Here is a 15,853-nt window from a genome sequence, read left to right on the forward strand (position 1 = left end):
AATTGAAATTGTATTTTTGTTTTATGGAAAACCCTTTCACCGACGAATATTTTATGAAGAAAGCCCTGCAGGAAGCCGAATTGGCTTTTGAAAAAGGGGAAATACCGGTGGGTGCTGTTATCGTTATTGATAATAAAGTAATTGCCAGAAGCCATAACCTAACGGAGATGCTTAATGATGTAACCGCGCATGCCGAAATGCAAGCCATTACTTCGGCAGCCAATTTCATTGGTGGGAAATATTTAAAGGGTTGTACGCTTTATGTTACTTTAGAACCTTGTCAGATGTGTGCCGGAGCGTTGTATTGGAGTCAGATTTCCAAAGTAGTTTTCGGGGCCACTGATGACCAGCGGGGATTTGAACAATTGGGTACTAAGCTGCATCCGAAAACCCAAGTAGTTAAAGGAATTTTAGCTCAGGAAGCCGCTGATTTGATGCTTCTTTTTTTTGCTTCCAGAAGAAAATAATTCAGCTGTAAAGAATCAAATAAGGTTATACTAAATTGCAGTTTTCTTCGTTATATACTTTGTAAACCAACACCATAGAAACAAAATGGATAAAATTAAATCGTCGGTAATTATTGGAGTAGCCATAATTATCACTGCTTGGATTTTTGGGAAATCATTCCGCGACCGAAATGAAAACTTAGATTCTATATCCGTCATCGGGCTGGGTACTAAGGATTTTGTTTCCGATGAAATTTTGTGGTCAGGTCAATTCAGTGCCAACAGTACTGATATTAAAACGGCTTACAACAAAATCGTTTCCGACCAAAAGACGGTGACAGATTTCTTTTTGAATAAGGGATTTAAAGCTAACGAATTTAGTTTCGGGGCCGTTAATTTTCAGAAGAAATTCCGAGAAGTACGCAGCGAAGACAGCGAAAACAGAACTCGTTACGAACAAGTTTTTGAAGGCTATGAAGCTACACAGACCATTTCGTTTTCGGCCAAAAAGAATCCCGATTTGATGAAACGAATTGAAAGTGTTTCCAGCAAAACTTCTGAATTGGTGAACTCAGGCATTGAATTGTCGTCAAACACCATGCAGTATACTTATTCTGATTTACCCAGTTTAAAGCAAAGCCTTATTGAAAAAGCAACCAAAGACGCCAGTGAGAGGGCCAATAAAATTGTAAAAACCGCTGATGGCCGTATTGGCAAACTCAAAAATGCCAGCATGGGAGTTTTCCAAATCACCGGGCAAGGCTCTACGGAAGAAGACAGTTATGGTGGGATTAACGACACTTACAGTAAAAACAAAACCGCCCGAATTACGGTGCGGTTGGAATATGAGTTAGAATAAAAAAGCCCCGAGGAATCGGGGCTTTTTTATTTATTCTTTTATAAACTTACTCGTAGCACTTCCTTTATCGCTCTGTACTTTGATAAAGTAACTTCCGGTTTTCAATCCTGAAACATCTATAGTTTCAGTTGGATTAGTAGTCACTTGAACCACTTGACCAAGGATATTGTATATACTAACAGAACTGATTGCCATAGTTTGTTTGGAGGTAATAGTCAACTTGTCTTTAGTCGGCACCGGCGATAAGCTAAAAACGGTACCAAAATCAAAATCAGAATCTCCTAAAGTTTGAACGGTGGTAGTATAAGTATTGGTGGTAATCGGTAAATTATAATCAAAATAAATATCGGCACTATTGCTAAAGGTATTCCCAACAACCAAAGTTGGTTTCGTTTTGATTTTAAAAGCTACATACCCGTCATTGTTAGCATCGTCAAAAGGCAGGTTGATGTTTTCAAATATGAACTCAACATTATTGGTATTTGTAATTTTTGTAGTGAATAATCCACTGCCTGATATAGGTCTTAATGAGGAGATATCAAACTTACTGGTATCAATCATATCACGAATTACTATATTTTCAGCATTTGCCGTTCCGCTATTTTCAAAACGAATAACATAGTGTACATAATCGCCAACCTTAGCCGGTGAGATGCTGGTACCTTCTAAACAGGTTTTATCATTTGGATCGATGGCACCAATTACGGTTTGGTTTAGAGTGGCACTATTATTTGTTGGTGTTTCATCTGTAGCTCCGCTGATAGAGGCAGTATAAGTTAATACATCGCCTACAATGATTGGAGGCGTTTCTGCTGGCGAATTGATATTCATCTTTACCAGAATCTCTTTGGTTTCAAAAGGCAGTAAATTTCCAAAAACCCAGTTTAAGGTATTGGAGCTCTGACTATCAGTTGTTGGGGTTGCTCCTACTAAATCCATCACAGCATCATTGAAACTTAAACTAACTGTGCCATTTTGAACCGTTGTTCCTTTGTTTTTATATATTATTTTATATTCAGCATCAAAGCCCGGGCGAGCGTTTGAAATAGGAACAAAACTTACTTCTAAATCGTTATGTGTGCCGTTTGGAGAAATACAAAAATCCTGGACAAACAAATTACTTACCGTCGATAAAGATACACTGGCACTCGGAGGAGTGACAGTAAAATAAGAGGGGTTTTCAAGAAAAGGCGTAAAACTATTGTTGCCGGCATTGACATCATAGTAAGTATAAAATCCAGATTGATCCGTAATTAGATTCCCGGTGATTGAACTATTAGTAAACGTTATCTTTTGGTTTGGTACATAGGGATCAGAAGTATCGCAACCATTACTGTTACTGTCATAGCGAATGTTACCTTTTATACTGTAGGTGTATGCATTGTTTACGGTAAAGCCATCAGTTAAAGTCATGTCATAAGCGCCATCAGTATCATACACATGTACATTATACAGACCGGGAATAGCATAGCCGGCTATGGGTAAATAAACATACAAGTCATTTGAATTATTTCCAAAATAAAATGAAGTGGGCAACACATTAGAAAATTGATCAATAAAGGACACATTTAATGTTGTACTGGTCTCATAAAAATCAACATCTTGAGCTGTAATGGTAACATAAAGATTTTGACCTCGATTTCCATTATTTGGGGTCACCGATATAATAGACTGACCTATCATAAAATTGTAAAAAAAGAAGGCGAAAAGGAGTGGTAGTTTTTTCATTTTCAATTGATTAATGATTGGATGTATACATCGAAGGTAGTATTATTTTTTCTGTAATCAAAATATAATGCCAACAAGTCTGCTTCCGTTTTTATTTTTGATTGTAGGTAACGGTTTAGATTTGGATTATTTAGGCTTGTAAGTATTATGTTTAATTTTTTCTCCACAATAGGCATTAGTATTTGCTTATATGAGGCATTTTTAGAAGTCGTATTGCATTGGTCTATAGTTTCAAACGCCTTTTCATACGCTGCACTGTTATAGTATGTTGCCGCTAAATTTATCCGAGCATCTTCATATTTAGGAGAAATAGCTAATGCTTCTTTGTAGTGCTTTATTCCATCGGTAATGCTTCCGTTTTTTATATAGGCAGAACCTAAATCATTATTAACGACGATGTTGTTTGGGTTGACTTTATACGCCTCCCTAAAAGAACTCAAACCCTCACTAAAATTGCCATTATTATAGTAGGATTTGCCAATATGCCAAGCTAAAGTAAACGCATAATTATCAGTTGAAAAAAGGTCACTTTTGGCTTTATTAAACTCAAAAGCAGCAGTGGTATTATCGGATTTCTTTTCCGCTTCTAAAGCTGTAAATAAATGTTTTTCACCATTGATTCTGTATAATATGATGGTCAAAGAGTATACTAATAAAATAAAGCTGAATAGGTGAAGCCAATGCGAGGAAACTTTAAATCCTTTAATGCTCTTCACTTTTAAAAATCGGGCATTGATGATGGCAAATACCACTAACAAAAGGATTTGATGCTCAACTCGGGTTAAAGGAAAATCAAAAAAAGCAATGATTAGATAAGAAATAATAAAAACCAGCAAATAACCCGCATTTTTCCGCTCATTACTTTCCGCTTCATTTTTCGAAAGCCAATAGGCTTGATATAGTAATGTTGTAAAAAGACCCAGATAACATAGAAACCCAAAAATCCCTATCTCTGAAAGTACCAACAAAAAGTCATTGTGAGGATTGCTCACCACCATTCGACCATTTAAAATAGCGGGATCAGAAAAGTGATGCAATCCATATTTCGGATAAGTGCTCACCCAATTTCCAACACCAATTCCGGTAAATAAGTTATCTTGAATGATATAAATGGCTTGTTGCCAATATTCTACCCTGAAGAAAAAAGTGCCTGATGAAAACAATCTGTAAAAATATTGGATTCTTATATCTGATGAAGAATGAAAATCACCTTTAATTGAAAGCAGATACCAAACACCAATACCTGCCACTGCCATAATTGAGGCTAGCAACCAAAGGAGCTTTTTCCAGGAAAATTTACTTCTGTAATGAAGTAACAGTACTAAAAACAAATAAATGCTCAATGCTATTAATACCGTTCGTGTTCTTAAAAGCAAAAGCAGAATGATGGTGAGAATAATGGCAATAATAGAAACTGCTTTTATCTTTTTTGATCTTGAAATTCCAATGAAATAAAACGGTATGCAAAAAAATAAAATGGAGGATAAAAAATTCTTGTTGCCAAATGTGCCACTCATAAAATCTACCTGCCTGAATATATTTTGGCCATTGATAGTTTTGTTGATAAAAGCCAGCAAGGCAATGGTTATGGATAACAAACCGAATAGGATTACGCTTGATTTTATGCGGTCAACCTCAATTAAATCATTCAATATTGAATGCCTGATAAGCATAAAAAACACCAAAAAGATTAAATATTTGGCAAATGCAGCGTGACTTAAATCGGGGATTTGAGATTTTGAAAAAGAGTATGAACAAAAAATAATAAAGCCTAAAAACAATATAACGGTCTTGTCTACGGTGAAAAAGGGATTAGTTTTTTGTTGTGCTATTAAAAATGATAGGGCAAAAAATAAAAAAACAAGGGTTAATAACTGTCTTGCTAATAAGAAAGGATCTAATATTGAACTAAAAAAAACAAAAGGAAGTAAAACAAAGTACAGTAATACAATGAGATTGAAACTTTTGTTTTTAGTAAATAAATCCATAAAAATTAAATTTTTAAAGCTTTTCAAAATTACATTTAATAAGAATATCTTTTAAATATATTTGTTTTATAATACATTTCGATGAACGAGAAACAACAAATAAACCTAACATTACTTCACATAGCCATAGGTGCTTTACTGGTATTTAATCATCAGTGGTCTAAGGGTTATCTGTTTTTAATTGTTTTAGCAGGCGCTTATCTTGTCATTAAAAACAAAAACAGCAACAACGAAGTACTTTATGTCATAGCCTACATCGCCGGGAGTGAAGTTTTTTTCAGAGCAACTAATGGGAATCCGGTTCATGAGTTTGGCAAGTACTCGATGTTGTTTTTTACTTTTTTAGGGTTTTACTACAGCGGTTTTCCCAAAATAAAAAATCCCTATTGGATTTATTTAGTATTGCTTTTGCCTTCCGTTTTTCTGTCGTTTATGTATTTAGACGGTAACCTAAGGAGGAAAATTTGCTTCGAAATACTAGGCCCCATTTGCATGGGCTTTTTAGCTTTATATACCTATAAAAGAAAAATTTCAGCAGCACAAATCAACATGGTTTTAAATTTAATAGCACTTCCTATACTCACTTCGTGTATTTATTTAATTTTAAAATACCCACAAAACGGTCATAAGATTTACTCGCATAATTCTAATTTTTATTTTTCAGGCAATTACGCTCCTAATCAGATGGCAACAGTATTAGGCCTTGGTATGTTTATTTATTTACTTAAAATAGTAATCGAATCAGATAATAGAAAAATCCTTTATCCCAATATAATTATATTCTGCCTCATTTTTCACAGAGGATTGCTGACTTTTTCCCGTGGAGGTATTGTAACCGGGGTCATCGTAGCGTTGATATTTTTTTTGGCGCTTTATATAAGTAGAAATGGATATTACAATTTGAAAAGGAAAGTAAGTTTGTTATTGTTTGCAGTCATATCAATTTTTGGGCTTACATCCTATCAAACAGACAATTCTTTGTTTAAGAGATATGCAGATTTAGAAATATTGGAATCTCATAAAGTCACAACAAGAGGCAGGTATATAGAGATTAAATCGGATATTGAAAATTTTACTGAAAAGCCAATCATAGGCACAGGTCCCGGAATTAGTAGAGAGGTCAGAAAATCCAATTATGGTAGAGACATTACAACCCACAATGAAATAACTAGGTTGTTATCAGAACATGGTGTTTTAGGTTTGTTAGCATTATTAATCTTGATTTTTTTCCCACTCCGATTTTATTATAATGATTTGCGAAACTTTTATTTGCTGCCTTTCTTTATTTTTTGGGTGCTAACCATAAACCATTCGGCCACACGTACCATTGCGCCATTATTCCTCTATGCACTAACGCTCTTGCAAATTAATTTTGAAAAGAAAGAAGTTGGTGTTGATGGTAAATAATTACTTTAAAACTTCCCGCATTATAATTTAACCCCACAAAAAAACCGCCAGTCTTTCGAAAGGCGGTTTTCTTTATTTATTCCTTAATCTCATTTCCTTGGTTGTCAAAAAAATGATATTCAAGATACGTGTAAGCGTCACGTGGTATGATTTTCACCCATTTCTTATGCTCGAAAAACCATTTCGAACGTAAGGATGGAAAACCTTTTTTAAGGTATGCTGCCACAAAAGGATGAACATTTAATTTCACACCACTGTGGTCTTTGATAATTTTTTCAAGCGAAAAAGCAATCTTATCAATAATCTGAATCGGTGCATCTACATCACCGGCCAGGTTGTTAGGATTTTCTTCCCTTGTCTCGATATTTACTTCAGGTCTTACCCTTTGACGAGTAATTTGAACCAAGCCAAATTTACTTGGCGGTAATATCTTGTGTTTGGCTTTATCATCGCTCATTTCTTCTCTAAGGAAGTTGAACAACACTTGACGATTGTCTGAATTTTGCATATCGATAAAATCGACTACAATAATACCTCCCATATCCCTCAAACGCAATTGTCTTGCAATCTCGGCAGCGGCAATCATATTTACTTCCAACGCGGTGTCTTCTTGGTTGGTGGCTTTGTTTGAACGGTTCCCGCTGTTCACGTCAATAACGTGTAATGCTTCGGTATGTTCAATAATCAAATAAGCCCCTTTACTCATCGAAACGGTGCGTCCGAAGGAAGTTTTGATTTGTCGCTCAATGTGGTATTTCTCAAACAATGGCGTGTCTTTCGACTGATAAAGTTTAACGATTTTTTGTTTGTCAGGAGCTATTTCGGCTAAATAGTCCCGGGTTTGTTGGTACAACTCTTCATCATCTATTTGAATACTGGTAAAAGTATCGTTGAATACGTCTCTCAGGATAGAAGAGGCTTTGTTAAGCTCTCCCAAAATCTTGGACGGATGATGAGCAGTTGGTAATTTTTTACACATTGCAGTCCATCTATTCATTAAGTTCTGCAAATCTTTTTCTAATTCGGCTACGTTTTTGCCTTCGGCTACTGTTCTCACAATAACCCCAAACCCCTTTTGTTTGATAGCCTGTACCAGTTTCTTAAGTCGGTCTTTTTCTTCTTTCGATTCTATTTTTGAGAAATAGAAACACGATCTGAAAAAGGAACCAAAACCACATAACGACCCGCGAACGAAAGCTCAGAGCTTATTCTCGGACCTTTTGTAGAAATAGGTTCTTTGACTACTTGAACCAGTACTGATTGATTGGCACTCAGAATATCTGATATAGCACCGTTTTTATCAATCTCTTTCTCAAACTGGAAGTTTTTTAGGGAGAAATCTTTTAGTTTACCTGCGCTTACAAGTTTTATGAATTTCAAATAAGAAGCTAAGTTAGGACCCAAGTCATGATAATGTAAAAAGGCATCTTTTTCATAGCCTACATTTACAAAAGCAGCATTAAGTCCGGCAACAGGCTTTCTGATTTTAGCAATAAAAATATCGCCTACCTGAAAGTTGCTGGTTTCTTCTTCTTTGTGTAATTCAATTAGTTTTCCATCTTTTAATAAGGCAAAATCTACAGCATCTTCACCACTACGGATGATTAATTCTTTATTCATGTTGTAAATTTTTATCCATATTTTCAATTAAGGATTAAGGATTTCTGGATTAAGGATTTTGTAATTCCTAATTCCTAATTCCTAATTCCTAAATCAACAATAGGGATGGATTAAACATTTTAAACAGGTATTGTTTTACCCGACGAATAAAGATTTAGGATTTAGGATTTTTAGATTTAGGATTTTAATTCCTAATTCCCATTTCCTAATTCCTGAATCAAAATTCAATTTCAATGAACGTTTAAAAAAAGAAAAGTAGTTTAGAACTACTTTTTCTTTTTGTGTCGGTTAGCTCTCGCTCTCTTTTTACGTTTGTGAGTAGCTACCTTATGTCTCTTTCTTTTTTTACCACTTGGCATAAGTTAGGTTTTTTGTGATTAATAAATAAGTTTTATACTGCTACTTCAGTATTTGTTTTTACTGATTCTACAAATACTTTTGCAGGTTTGAATGCCGGAATATTGTGAGCAGGAATTTTGATGGTTGTGTTTTTAGAAATGTTTCTTCCTGTTTTTTCAGCTCTTGTTTTGATAATGAAACTACCAAAACCTCTTAAATAAACATTGTCTCCTGTTTCTAAAGAAGTTTTTACTTCTTCCATAAACGCTTCAACAGTGGCTTGAACATCTCCTTTTTCAAGACCTAATTTTTCTGAAATTTTCGCTACGATATCTGCTTTCGTCATTTTCTTTCGTATTTTAATATTATGTGTAATTTTTTGAGGTTGCAAATATAGGAATTAAAAAAACAATATTTCAAGCATAATCTATTAAATTTTAATCACATAAAGATTTATTTTTGCAGACCACATTTTAGCTATGAAATTTCCCAACTTATTAATTCAATGGTACTTACAGCATAAGCGTGATTTGCCTTGGCGGCATAATACAAATCCGTACACGATTTGGCTTTCCGAAATTATGCTTCAACAAACTCGAGTAGCACAAGGATTGCCTTATTTTTTGCGTTTCACCGAACGCTTTCCAACGGTTTTTGAATTGGCAAACGCTTCTGAAGAAGAAGTACTGAAACTGTGGCAAGGTTTGGGTTATTATTCCCGAGCACGTAATTTGCATAAAACGGCTCAACAAGTAGCGTTTGAATACAACGGAGTATTTCCGAAATCCTATAAAGAGTTACTCCTTTTAAAAGGTATTGGCGAGTATACCGCAGCAGCCATTGCTTCTTTTGCTTATAACGAAAATGTTCCTGTGGTAGACGGAAATGTTTTCAGGGTTTTATCGCGTTATTTTGATGTGGATACGGATATCGCTTCGGCCGGAGCCAAAAAAGAATTCACACAATTAGCTGCTGAATTGCTGCCCAAAGGCAAAGCCAATCTTTTCAATCAAGCTATAATGGAGTTTGGTGCCCTACAATGTGTACCCAAAAGTCCCGATTGTCAAAACTGTATTTTCAACGACAGTTGTGCCGGTTTGCAAAAGAAAAAAGTAGCACAGCTCCCGGTCAAATCGAAGAAATTGAAAGTGAGAGAACGGTTTTTTAATTATTTGGTTTTTTCAGATGAACAGGCTAATACTATTATTCAACAGCGAACTCAAAAAGGAATTTGGCACAATTTATATGAATTCCCATTACTCGAAACCGAAACCGCTACAACCGATGCTGCTATTTTAACATTAATTCAAAATCAAAGTTTTGTTAGTAATGCTATTACCCAAATTGAGTTGGGTTCTCCGGAAACGATTGTTCACAAATTGTCGCACCAACATTTGAATATCAAGTTTTGGAAAGTAACGGTAACGGGTCGTCTTGAAAACGGAATCTCTTGGGAATCAATGCAAAAAATGCCATTTCCGATTGTGATTTTTAATTTTATTGAAAAAGATTCGTTTCAGATTTCAAAAAAAGTAGTAAATTTGAAAGACCCGAAGCGCAACTGAATTGTTTGGAGCGCAGCGGAATAAAAACAAATGCAGAAAAGATGAATGGTACTTTAAATAAAGTTATGTTAATTGGTCATCTTGGTGATGATGTCAAGATGCATTATTTTGAAGGAGGAAATTGCATCGGTCGTTTCCCATTGGCAACTAACGAAGTTTATATTAACAAACAAACTAACGAGAGAATTGCTTCTACCGAATGGCATAATTTGGTGGTAAGAAACAAAGCCGCAGAGATTTGTGAAAAATATTTATCCAAAGGCGATAAAATATATATTGAAGGCCGAATTAAATCACGCCAATGGCAAGCCGAAGACGGTACTACAAAATATACTACTGAAATTCAAGTTACCGAATTCACTTTTTTAACCACTAAAAAAGAAGTAGAAGGTTTAAAAACACCCCAGAATTTAGAACCTAAAAACACTGGTATAGAAGCCCCAAGTGCTGCAAGTCCTGAAAATGATTTGCCGTTTTAATATTGTTTAACTAACCCAATACCCCTTGGACCCGGAGCCCAGTCTTACCTTTTTAGCGTCAGTTGATACCAATTTACTCTTTGGAAGTATTGGAATTGCTTTTTTCTTGTTTTCTTCAGCTATGGTTTCTGCCGCAGAAGTAGCTCTTTTTTCGCTTACCCAAAAAGATATCAAAACGTTGTTCGAAGAAGACACCGTCAAAGCCAATTTGATTTCAAAATTACTGCAACGTCCCAAAAAACTTTTAGCCACTATCTTAATAGCCAATAATTTCAGTCATATAGGTGTGGTTATTATTTTTTCCTTTGTTGGTAATAATCTTTTTGCAGCCATAACATCACCCTTATTGAAGTTTTTAGTTGAGGTACTTTTGGTAACCTTCCTTATTTTACTGTTTGGTGAAGTACTACCCAAAGTATACGCAAGCAGAAACAACATCAAATTTTCAAAATTTATAGCCAATCCTATTTTGGTCTTGGACAAATTGTTGTCTCCAATCAGTTTGCCCATGCGGGCAGTGACGGTTTTTTTGCATGAAAAACTCGGGAAGCAAAGAACCAATATATCCGTAGATCAATTGTCACAGGCTTTGGAGTTGACGTCAACAGATGACACCAGTTCAGAAGAACAAAAAATCCTGGAAGGCATCGTTTCTTTTGGGAACACCGATACTAAACAAGTCATGAGTCCGAGGATTGATGTTTTTGCTTTGGAAATTGAAGAAACTTTTGCCGAAATTTATCCCAAAATAATTGACAAAGGCTATTCCCGAATTCCGGTATACCGCGAAAGCATAGATCAAATTGAAGGCGTGTTGTTCGTGAAAGACTTGATTCCACACATTCACAAAAAAGAATTCGAGTGGAATAAATTGATGCGACAGCCGTTCTTTGTGCCCGAAAATAAAAAACTGGATGATTTGCTTAAAGATTTTCAGCGGTTGAAAAGCCATTTGGCGATAGTGGTAGACGAATACGGAGGAACCTCGGGTTTGGTGTCCTTAGAAGATGTAATCGAAGAAATTGTGGGTGATATCTCGGACGAGTTTGATGATGAGAACATCAATTTTTCACAGATAGACGATAAGAATTTCCTCTTTGAAGGCAAAATTAATTTAAAAGATTTCTACAGAATTGTTGATGTAGACGAAGATACGTTTGAAGACCGAAAAGGGGAGGCGGAAACTTTGGCCGGATTCATTTTGGAACTGTTGGGAAACTTTCCGAAAAAAGGGCAAAAAATTCATTTTTCGAATGTATATTTCACCGTTGAAGGCGTAGACAAAAAAAGAATAAAACAACTCAAAGTAACACTTGAATAATTTAAGCAATGAAAAAATAATAATTGGGGGTTTTTCAATAGCATTCCTTTTGACAATGATCATAGGTTGCAAAGATGATGTGTTGCCAAAACCTGCAAGCCAGCTCCGATTGGATTATCCAGTAGCCAAATATGCTTCGTTTAGTAATCATTGCCCAATTGAATTTGAAATCAATGAAGATGCAGTCATTAAGGAAGACAAAAATTGCGAGTTTTCAATTCATTACCCCAAAATGAAGGCAACCATCTACCTTACCTATAAAACGGTTAACAATGATATAGACAATTTGTTGCGAGATGCCCAAAACCTGACCTATAAGTTGCATACTTTAAAAGCAGATGAAATTATAGAATTACCTTTTATCAACAAAGAGAAAAGGGTTTTTGGTACTTTTTATGATGTTACCGGTAATGCGGCAACCAACTCTCTTTTTTATGCGACCGACAGTATTAAGCATTTTGTAACGGGTTCCGTTTACTTTTATGCCAAGCCCAATTATGATTCAATATTGCCGGCAGAAAGTTATGTTAAAAATGACATGCAGCATTTGATGGAAACCATTAAGTGGAAATAAAAAAAGGAACTCATTGAGTTCCTTTTTAGTATAAATTGAAATAGTATTAAGCTTTGTTATTTGTCTTTACATTTGACACTTTGTAAGTAGCGCCATCGCCGGTAGATTCAACGGCCTGAACCAATTTTTCAGGAGTAAGTACCGAAGCATCAAAGTTAATAGTAGCTTCTTTTTTGTCAAAATCAACAGTGGCTTTTTGCACACCGTCCATTTTTGATAATTTTTCTTCAATGGTTTTGGCACAACCAATGGCACAAGTCATTCCGTCAATTTTGAAACTGGCGGTTTCCGGTTTTACCGCTACGGTTTGTTTTTTTTCTGTTGCTGTAGTTTCCTTAGTTTCAGCTGTAGGTTTGCTGGCTGTGTCTTTACAACTTAACAACATAGTTGAAGCAAGACCGCAGGCTAATAGTGATTTGGTGAAATTCATAATTCTTAAGTTTATATGTCTTTATTTGTAAAATCTCTTATAATCTGGAACAAAATTAGTGAAAAATAAAATCGTTAGTTCTTAAAAAAAGTACAAAATTTGGAGTGTAAAAATCTGCCTATGAAATCACAACAGTTGAAATGGTTCATCTTAATCGTACTGGCTCTTATTTGGGGGAGCTCTTTTATATTGATAAAAAAAGGATTAATTGGTTTGAATCCATTTCAGTTGGGCTCGTTGCGCATTATCTTTTGTGCTGTATTTCTTTTGATTGTTGGTTTTAAAAGTTTAGCGGCTATTCCACAACGTCAATGGAAATACGTTGCGTTGACTTCGTTGTTCGGAACCTTTGTACCGGCGTATCTTTTTGCCATAGCTGAAACTAAAGTGAGTAGTTCGGTTTGTTCTATATTGAATTCGTTGACGCCTTTGAATACCTTAATTTTAGGTTCAATAGTTTTTGGATTGAATTTCAAAAGAAGCCAGTTTGCGGGTGTTTTAATTGGATTGCTCGGAACAGCGGTTTTGATTTTCAGTGGCGATACGCAGCAAGGAAGTGAGAATTACTACTATGCTGTTTTAGTATTGGTTGCTACTATTTGTTATGCAACGAATGTGAATTTGATTAAAAAATATTTGTCTGATGTAAAACCCTTGAGCATTACTACGGGCAACTTTGTAGTGATGTTGGTTCCGGCTGTTGTTATTTTATTTTGTACTGATTTCAGTGCTAAAGTGAACTTACCGGTTACACAACACGCTATGTTGTTTGTGCTGATTTTGGGCGTTGTAGGAACGGGAGTGGCTAATGTTATCTTTTATAAACTAATACAAATTTCTTCTCCGGTCTTTGCTTCTTCGGTTACTTATTTGATTCCGATAGTGGCTTGTTTGTGGGGCATGCTGGATAACGAAATGTTGACCCCGTTGCAGTTTTTCGGAGCGTTTATTATTTTGGTCGGTGTTTATTTGGCGAATAAGAAATAAAAAAAGTCCCGAGTAATCGGGACTTTTTATTTAAGCTATAGGGAGATTCAATTATTGAAAATCTACATCAGAAACCCCTTCATTGATTTTTGCTTCAGAAATTTTAATATCTAATTCGATACCAACATTCATAATCGTGTTGAAAGGAATTTTCACTCCTTTTACTTCTCTGTAATCATTGAAATAACTAACACGGCTTGATTTTTTACCGCTTTCGTCTTCGTCAGAAGTAGCTTCGGCTGTTTTTAAACCTGATTTTACATCAAAGTAATAAGTAGTATCTCCGTCAACAACAGCATAGGCATCGTTACCATTGATTGGCTCAACAGCAGTAACTTTAACTCCGGCTTTGTTTGTCAATAAAGTTTCGTTGAATAAAACAGCGCTTTCTTTTGCTTTTGCTAATTCTTCTCCTTCTAAAACTTTTTTCTGACCTTGTTGTGCCATGTAGGCAGTATTACCGTTCACCACTTGTTTCATGATGCTCATTCCTTGCATTGATAATTCTACCAACATTTTACCTTTAGCATCTGACTTTGATTTATAATCCAAAGGCATTGGAGCTTGTGGTATTTTAGTAGTACCTACCGTTGAAATAGATTTTACAGTTTTAAGTGCTTTATCACCACCAATTGCTTTTACATAACCATCAATAATTGATTTTACAGTTACTCCGGCAGGAACCGGTTTTTTCATAGCCGGTTTTTCGGTTGGATTACCAAATTTGTCAAAGTAGAACATTGGAATTTTTAATTTTTCCAATCCTGCTATTACTTCAGAACCTTTTCCGGTTACTACGATTCTTAAGTTATCAGCTAAGAAATATTTGTTAGCCACTCTCATGATATCATCAACTGTAACAGCGTTGATGTTTTTGATGTAGTTTTCATAGAAATCAGCCGGTAAACCTTCAGTCTCAATGTTTAAAGCATAACGCGCTACGGTTGCCGGTTTTTCTACCTGCATTACGAAGCGTCCGATGTAACCTGCTTTTACGCTATTTAACATTTCGTCAGATACTTTTTCAGTTCTGATTCGGCCTAATTCTTTTATAGCTTCTACTACAGCACTGTCAGTAACTGCATTTCTTACCTGAGAATTTGCTTTGAATTGACTGAACGCGTATTTGTCGAAACCTACACTTGAGCGAGCTCCGTAAGTCCAGCCGTGTTTCTCTCTTAAGTTCATGTTCAAATAACTGTTGAAGTCACCACCGTATACTTGGTTAGCCAAGATTACCGGGAAGAAATCAGGATCTGACATTTTTAAGTTTACCGTGTTAATCAACGAAATTTCAGATTGAACGGCGTTTGGCATGTCTACAAAGTTGATTTGAGTGTATTGTACATTGCTTGGATTTGAGTACTCTAATCTTGGCGCTGTAGCTTTTACCCATGAACCAAATAGTTTTTCAACCATTTTTTTCACGTCTTTTGTTTTCACATCTCCAACGACTACTAAATAAGCGTGCTCAGGAACGAAATAGGTTCTGTAGTTGTCTTTTACGTCTCTCAAAGAAACATTGTTGATTGTTTCTTCTGATAAATATTCACCTTTTGGGTGGTTTTTACCAAATGACAATACGTTTTCCACTCTTCCGGCTACTACAGGAACGCTTTTTTCTTGTGTTTTTAACCCTTCGATTAATTTGTCTTTTTCTTTATCAAATTCTTCTTGAGTAAAGTTAGGCGTTAAAGCCCCTTCTGCCATTAATTCAAGGATTCTTCCAGAGTATTTTGATAATCCGCTGGCGGAAGCTCCTGAAGAATAAAAGTTGATGTTGGCTCCAAGAAAATCGATTTCTTCGTTGAAAGCGTCTTTTGATGTTTTGACAGAACCATTTCCTATTAAGCTGCTGGTTAAATCATCTACTCCTTTTTTATTGCCTTCGGCATAAGGAGCATTGTCAATAGATAAGCTAAAAGAAACTCTTGGTAGTTTATGGTTTTCAACCACTAACACTTTTAATCCGTTTGGTAACGAAAAAGTTTCCGGTTTTTTGATATTAAGAACCGGTGATGGGCCTGGTTTTGGTTGTGATCTGTCTTGTGCTTGCATGATTAAAGTTAAAAACAAGCTTGATAATACTATAATTGATTTTTTCATTGTT

At 35.5% G+C, this 15,853-nt stretch carries 13 protein-coding genes and 1 pseudogene; 8 read left to right on the plus strand and 6 right to left on the minus strand.

The features are described from left to right. Positions 1-23 precede the first annotated feature (23 nt). Together GUU89_RS05695 and GUU89_RS05700 are read left to right on the plus strand one after the other, a co-directional pair. Positions 24-467 carry a nucleoside deaminase gene (locus GUU89_RS05695; protein WP_162127023.1) on the plus strand — a complete coding sequence of 148 codons (444 nt, stop codon included), beginning with the start codon at positions 24-26 and terminating at the stop codon, positions 465-467. Between the two features lie 85 nt (positions 468-552). After that, positions 553-1,305, plus strand: coding sequence for an SIMPL domain-containing protein (locus GUU89_RS05700; protein ID WP_162127024.1), 753 nt, complete (start codon positions 553-555; stop codon positions 1,303-1,305). A gap of 30 nt (positions 1,306-1,335) precedes the next feature. Here GUU89_RS05700 and GUU89_RS05705 read toward each other — a convergent pair whose 3' ends face one another. After that, positions 1,336-3,033, minus strand: coding sequence for a T9SS type A sorting domain-containing protein (locus GUU89_RS05705; protein WP_162127025.1), 1,698 nt, complete (start codon positions 3,031-3,033; stop codon positions 1,336-1,338). 2 nt (positions 3,034-3,035) lie between these two features. After that, positions 3,036-4,685 carry an O-antigen ligase family protein gene (locus GUU89_RS05710; protein WP_162127026.1) on the minus strand — a complete coding sequence of 550 codons (1,650 nt, stop codon included), beginning with the start codon at positions 4,683-4,685 and terminating at the stop codon, positions 3,036-3,038. 417 nt (positions 4,686-5,102) lie between these two features. Between GUU89_RS05710 and GUU89_RS05715 the strand changes: the two genes are divergently transcribed. Beyond that, a complete protein-coding gene (locus tag GUU89_RS05715; RefSeq protein WP_162127027.1) occupies positions 5,103-6,428 on the plus strand; it encodes an O-antigen ligase family protein in 1,326 nt (441 codons plus the stop codon). A 76-nt stretch (positions 6,429-6,504) separates the two neighbouring features. Here the strand turns inward: GUU89_RS05715 and GUU89_RS05720 are convergent. Together GUU89_RS05720 and GUU89_RS05725 are read right to left on the minus strand one after the other, a co-directional pair. Continuing rightward, positions 6,505-8,048, minus strand: a pseudogene (locus GUU89_RS05720) (Rne/Rng family ribonuclease). A gap of 391 nt (positions 8,049-8,439) precedes the next feature. Next, positions 8,440-8,763, minus strand: coding sequence for an HU family DNA-binding protein (locus GUU89_RS05725; protein WP_262886121.1), 324 nt, complete (start codon positions 8,761-8,763; stop codon positions 8,440-8,442). A 103-nt stretch (positions 8,764-8,866) separates the two neighbouring features. Here GUU89_RS05725 and mutY point away from each other — a divergent pair, with 103 nt between their 5' ends. The 4 genes from mutY to gldD are packed head-to-tail and all read left to right on the plus strand — an operon-like array spanning position 8,867 to position 12,326. Then, positions 8,867-9,952 (plus strand): A/G-specific adenine glycosylase, encoded by a 1,086-nt coding sequence (gene mutY, locus GUU89_RS05730; protein ID WP_162127028.1) that lies wholly within the window; start codon positions 8,867-8,869, stop codon positions 9,950-9,952. 41 nt (positions 9,953-9,993) lie between these two features. Further along, complete coding sequence (locus GUU89_RS05735) at positions 9,994-10,431, plus strand: single-stranded DNA-binding protein (protein WP_162127029.1); 438 nt, start codon at positions 9,994-9,996, stop codon at positions 10,429-10,431. Between the two features lie 25 nt (positions 10,432-10,456). After that, complete coding sequence (locus GUU89_RS05740) at positions 10,457-11,752, plus strand: gliding motility-associated protein GldE (RefSeq protein WP_162127030.1); 1,296 nt, start codon at positions 10,457-10,459, stop codon at positions 11,750-11,752. Between the two features lie 55 nt (positions 11,753-11,807). Further along, positions 11,808-12,326, plus strand: coding sequence for a gliding motility lipoprotein GldD (gldD, locus tag GUU89_RS05745; RefSeq protein WP_162128627.1), 519 nt, complete (start codon positions 11,808-11,810; stop codon positions 12,324-12,326). Between the two features lie 46 nt (positions 12,327-12,372). On the opposite strand, the gene GUU89_RS05750 is transcribed toward gldD, so the two are convergent. Further along, on the minus strand, positions 12,373-12,756 hold the full coding sequence (locus GUU89_RS05750; RefSeq protein ID WP_162127031.1) for a heavy-metal-associated domain-containing protein: 384 nt from the start codon (positions 12,754-12,756) through the stop codon (positions 12,373-12,375). A gap of 120 nt (positions 12,757-12,876) precedes the next feature. Between GUU89_RS05750 and GUU89_RS05755 the strand changes: the two genes are divergently transcribed. Then, on the plus strand, positions 12,877-13,743 hold the full coding sequence (locus GUU89_RS05755) for a DMT family transporter (RefSeq protein WP_162127032.1): 867 nt from the start codon (positions 12,877-12,879) through the stop codon (positions 13,741-13,743). Positions 13,744-13,794: 51 nt separating this feature from the next. Here the strand turns inward: GUU89_RS05755 and GUU89_RS05760 are convergent, their stop codons facing one another. Next, entirely contained in the window at positions 13,795-15,849 is a 2,055-nt protein-coding gene (locus GUU89_RS05760; protein ID WP_235921988.1) for a M16 family metallopeptidase, read from the minus strand. Between the last annotated feature and the right edge of the window lie 4 nt (positions 15,850-15,853).

It is taken from the genome of Flavobacterium phycosphaerae (assembly GCF_010119235.1).
Taxonomy (GTDB): domain Bacteria; phylum Bacteroidota; class Bacteroidia; order Flavobacteriales; family Flavobacteriaceae; genus Flavobacterium; species Flavobacterium phycosphaerae.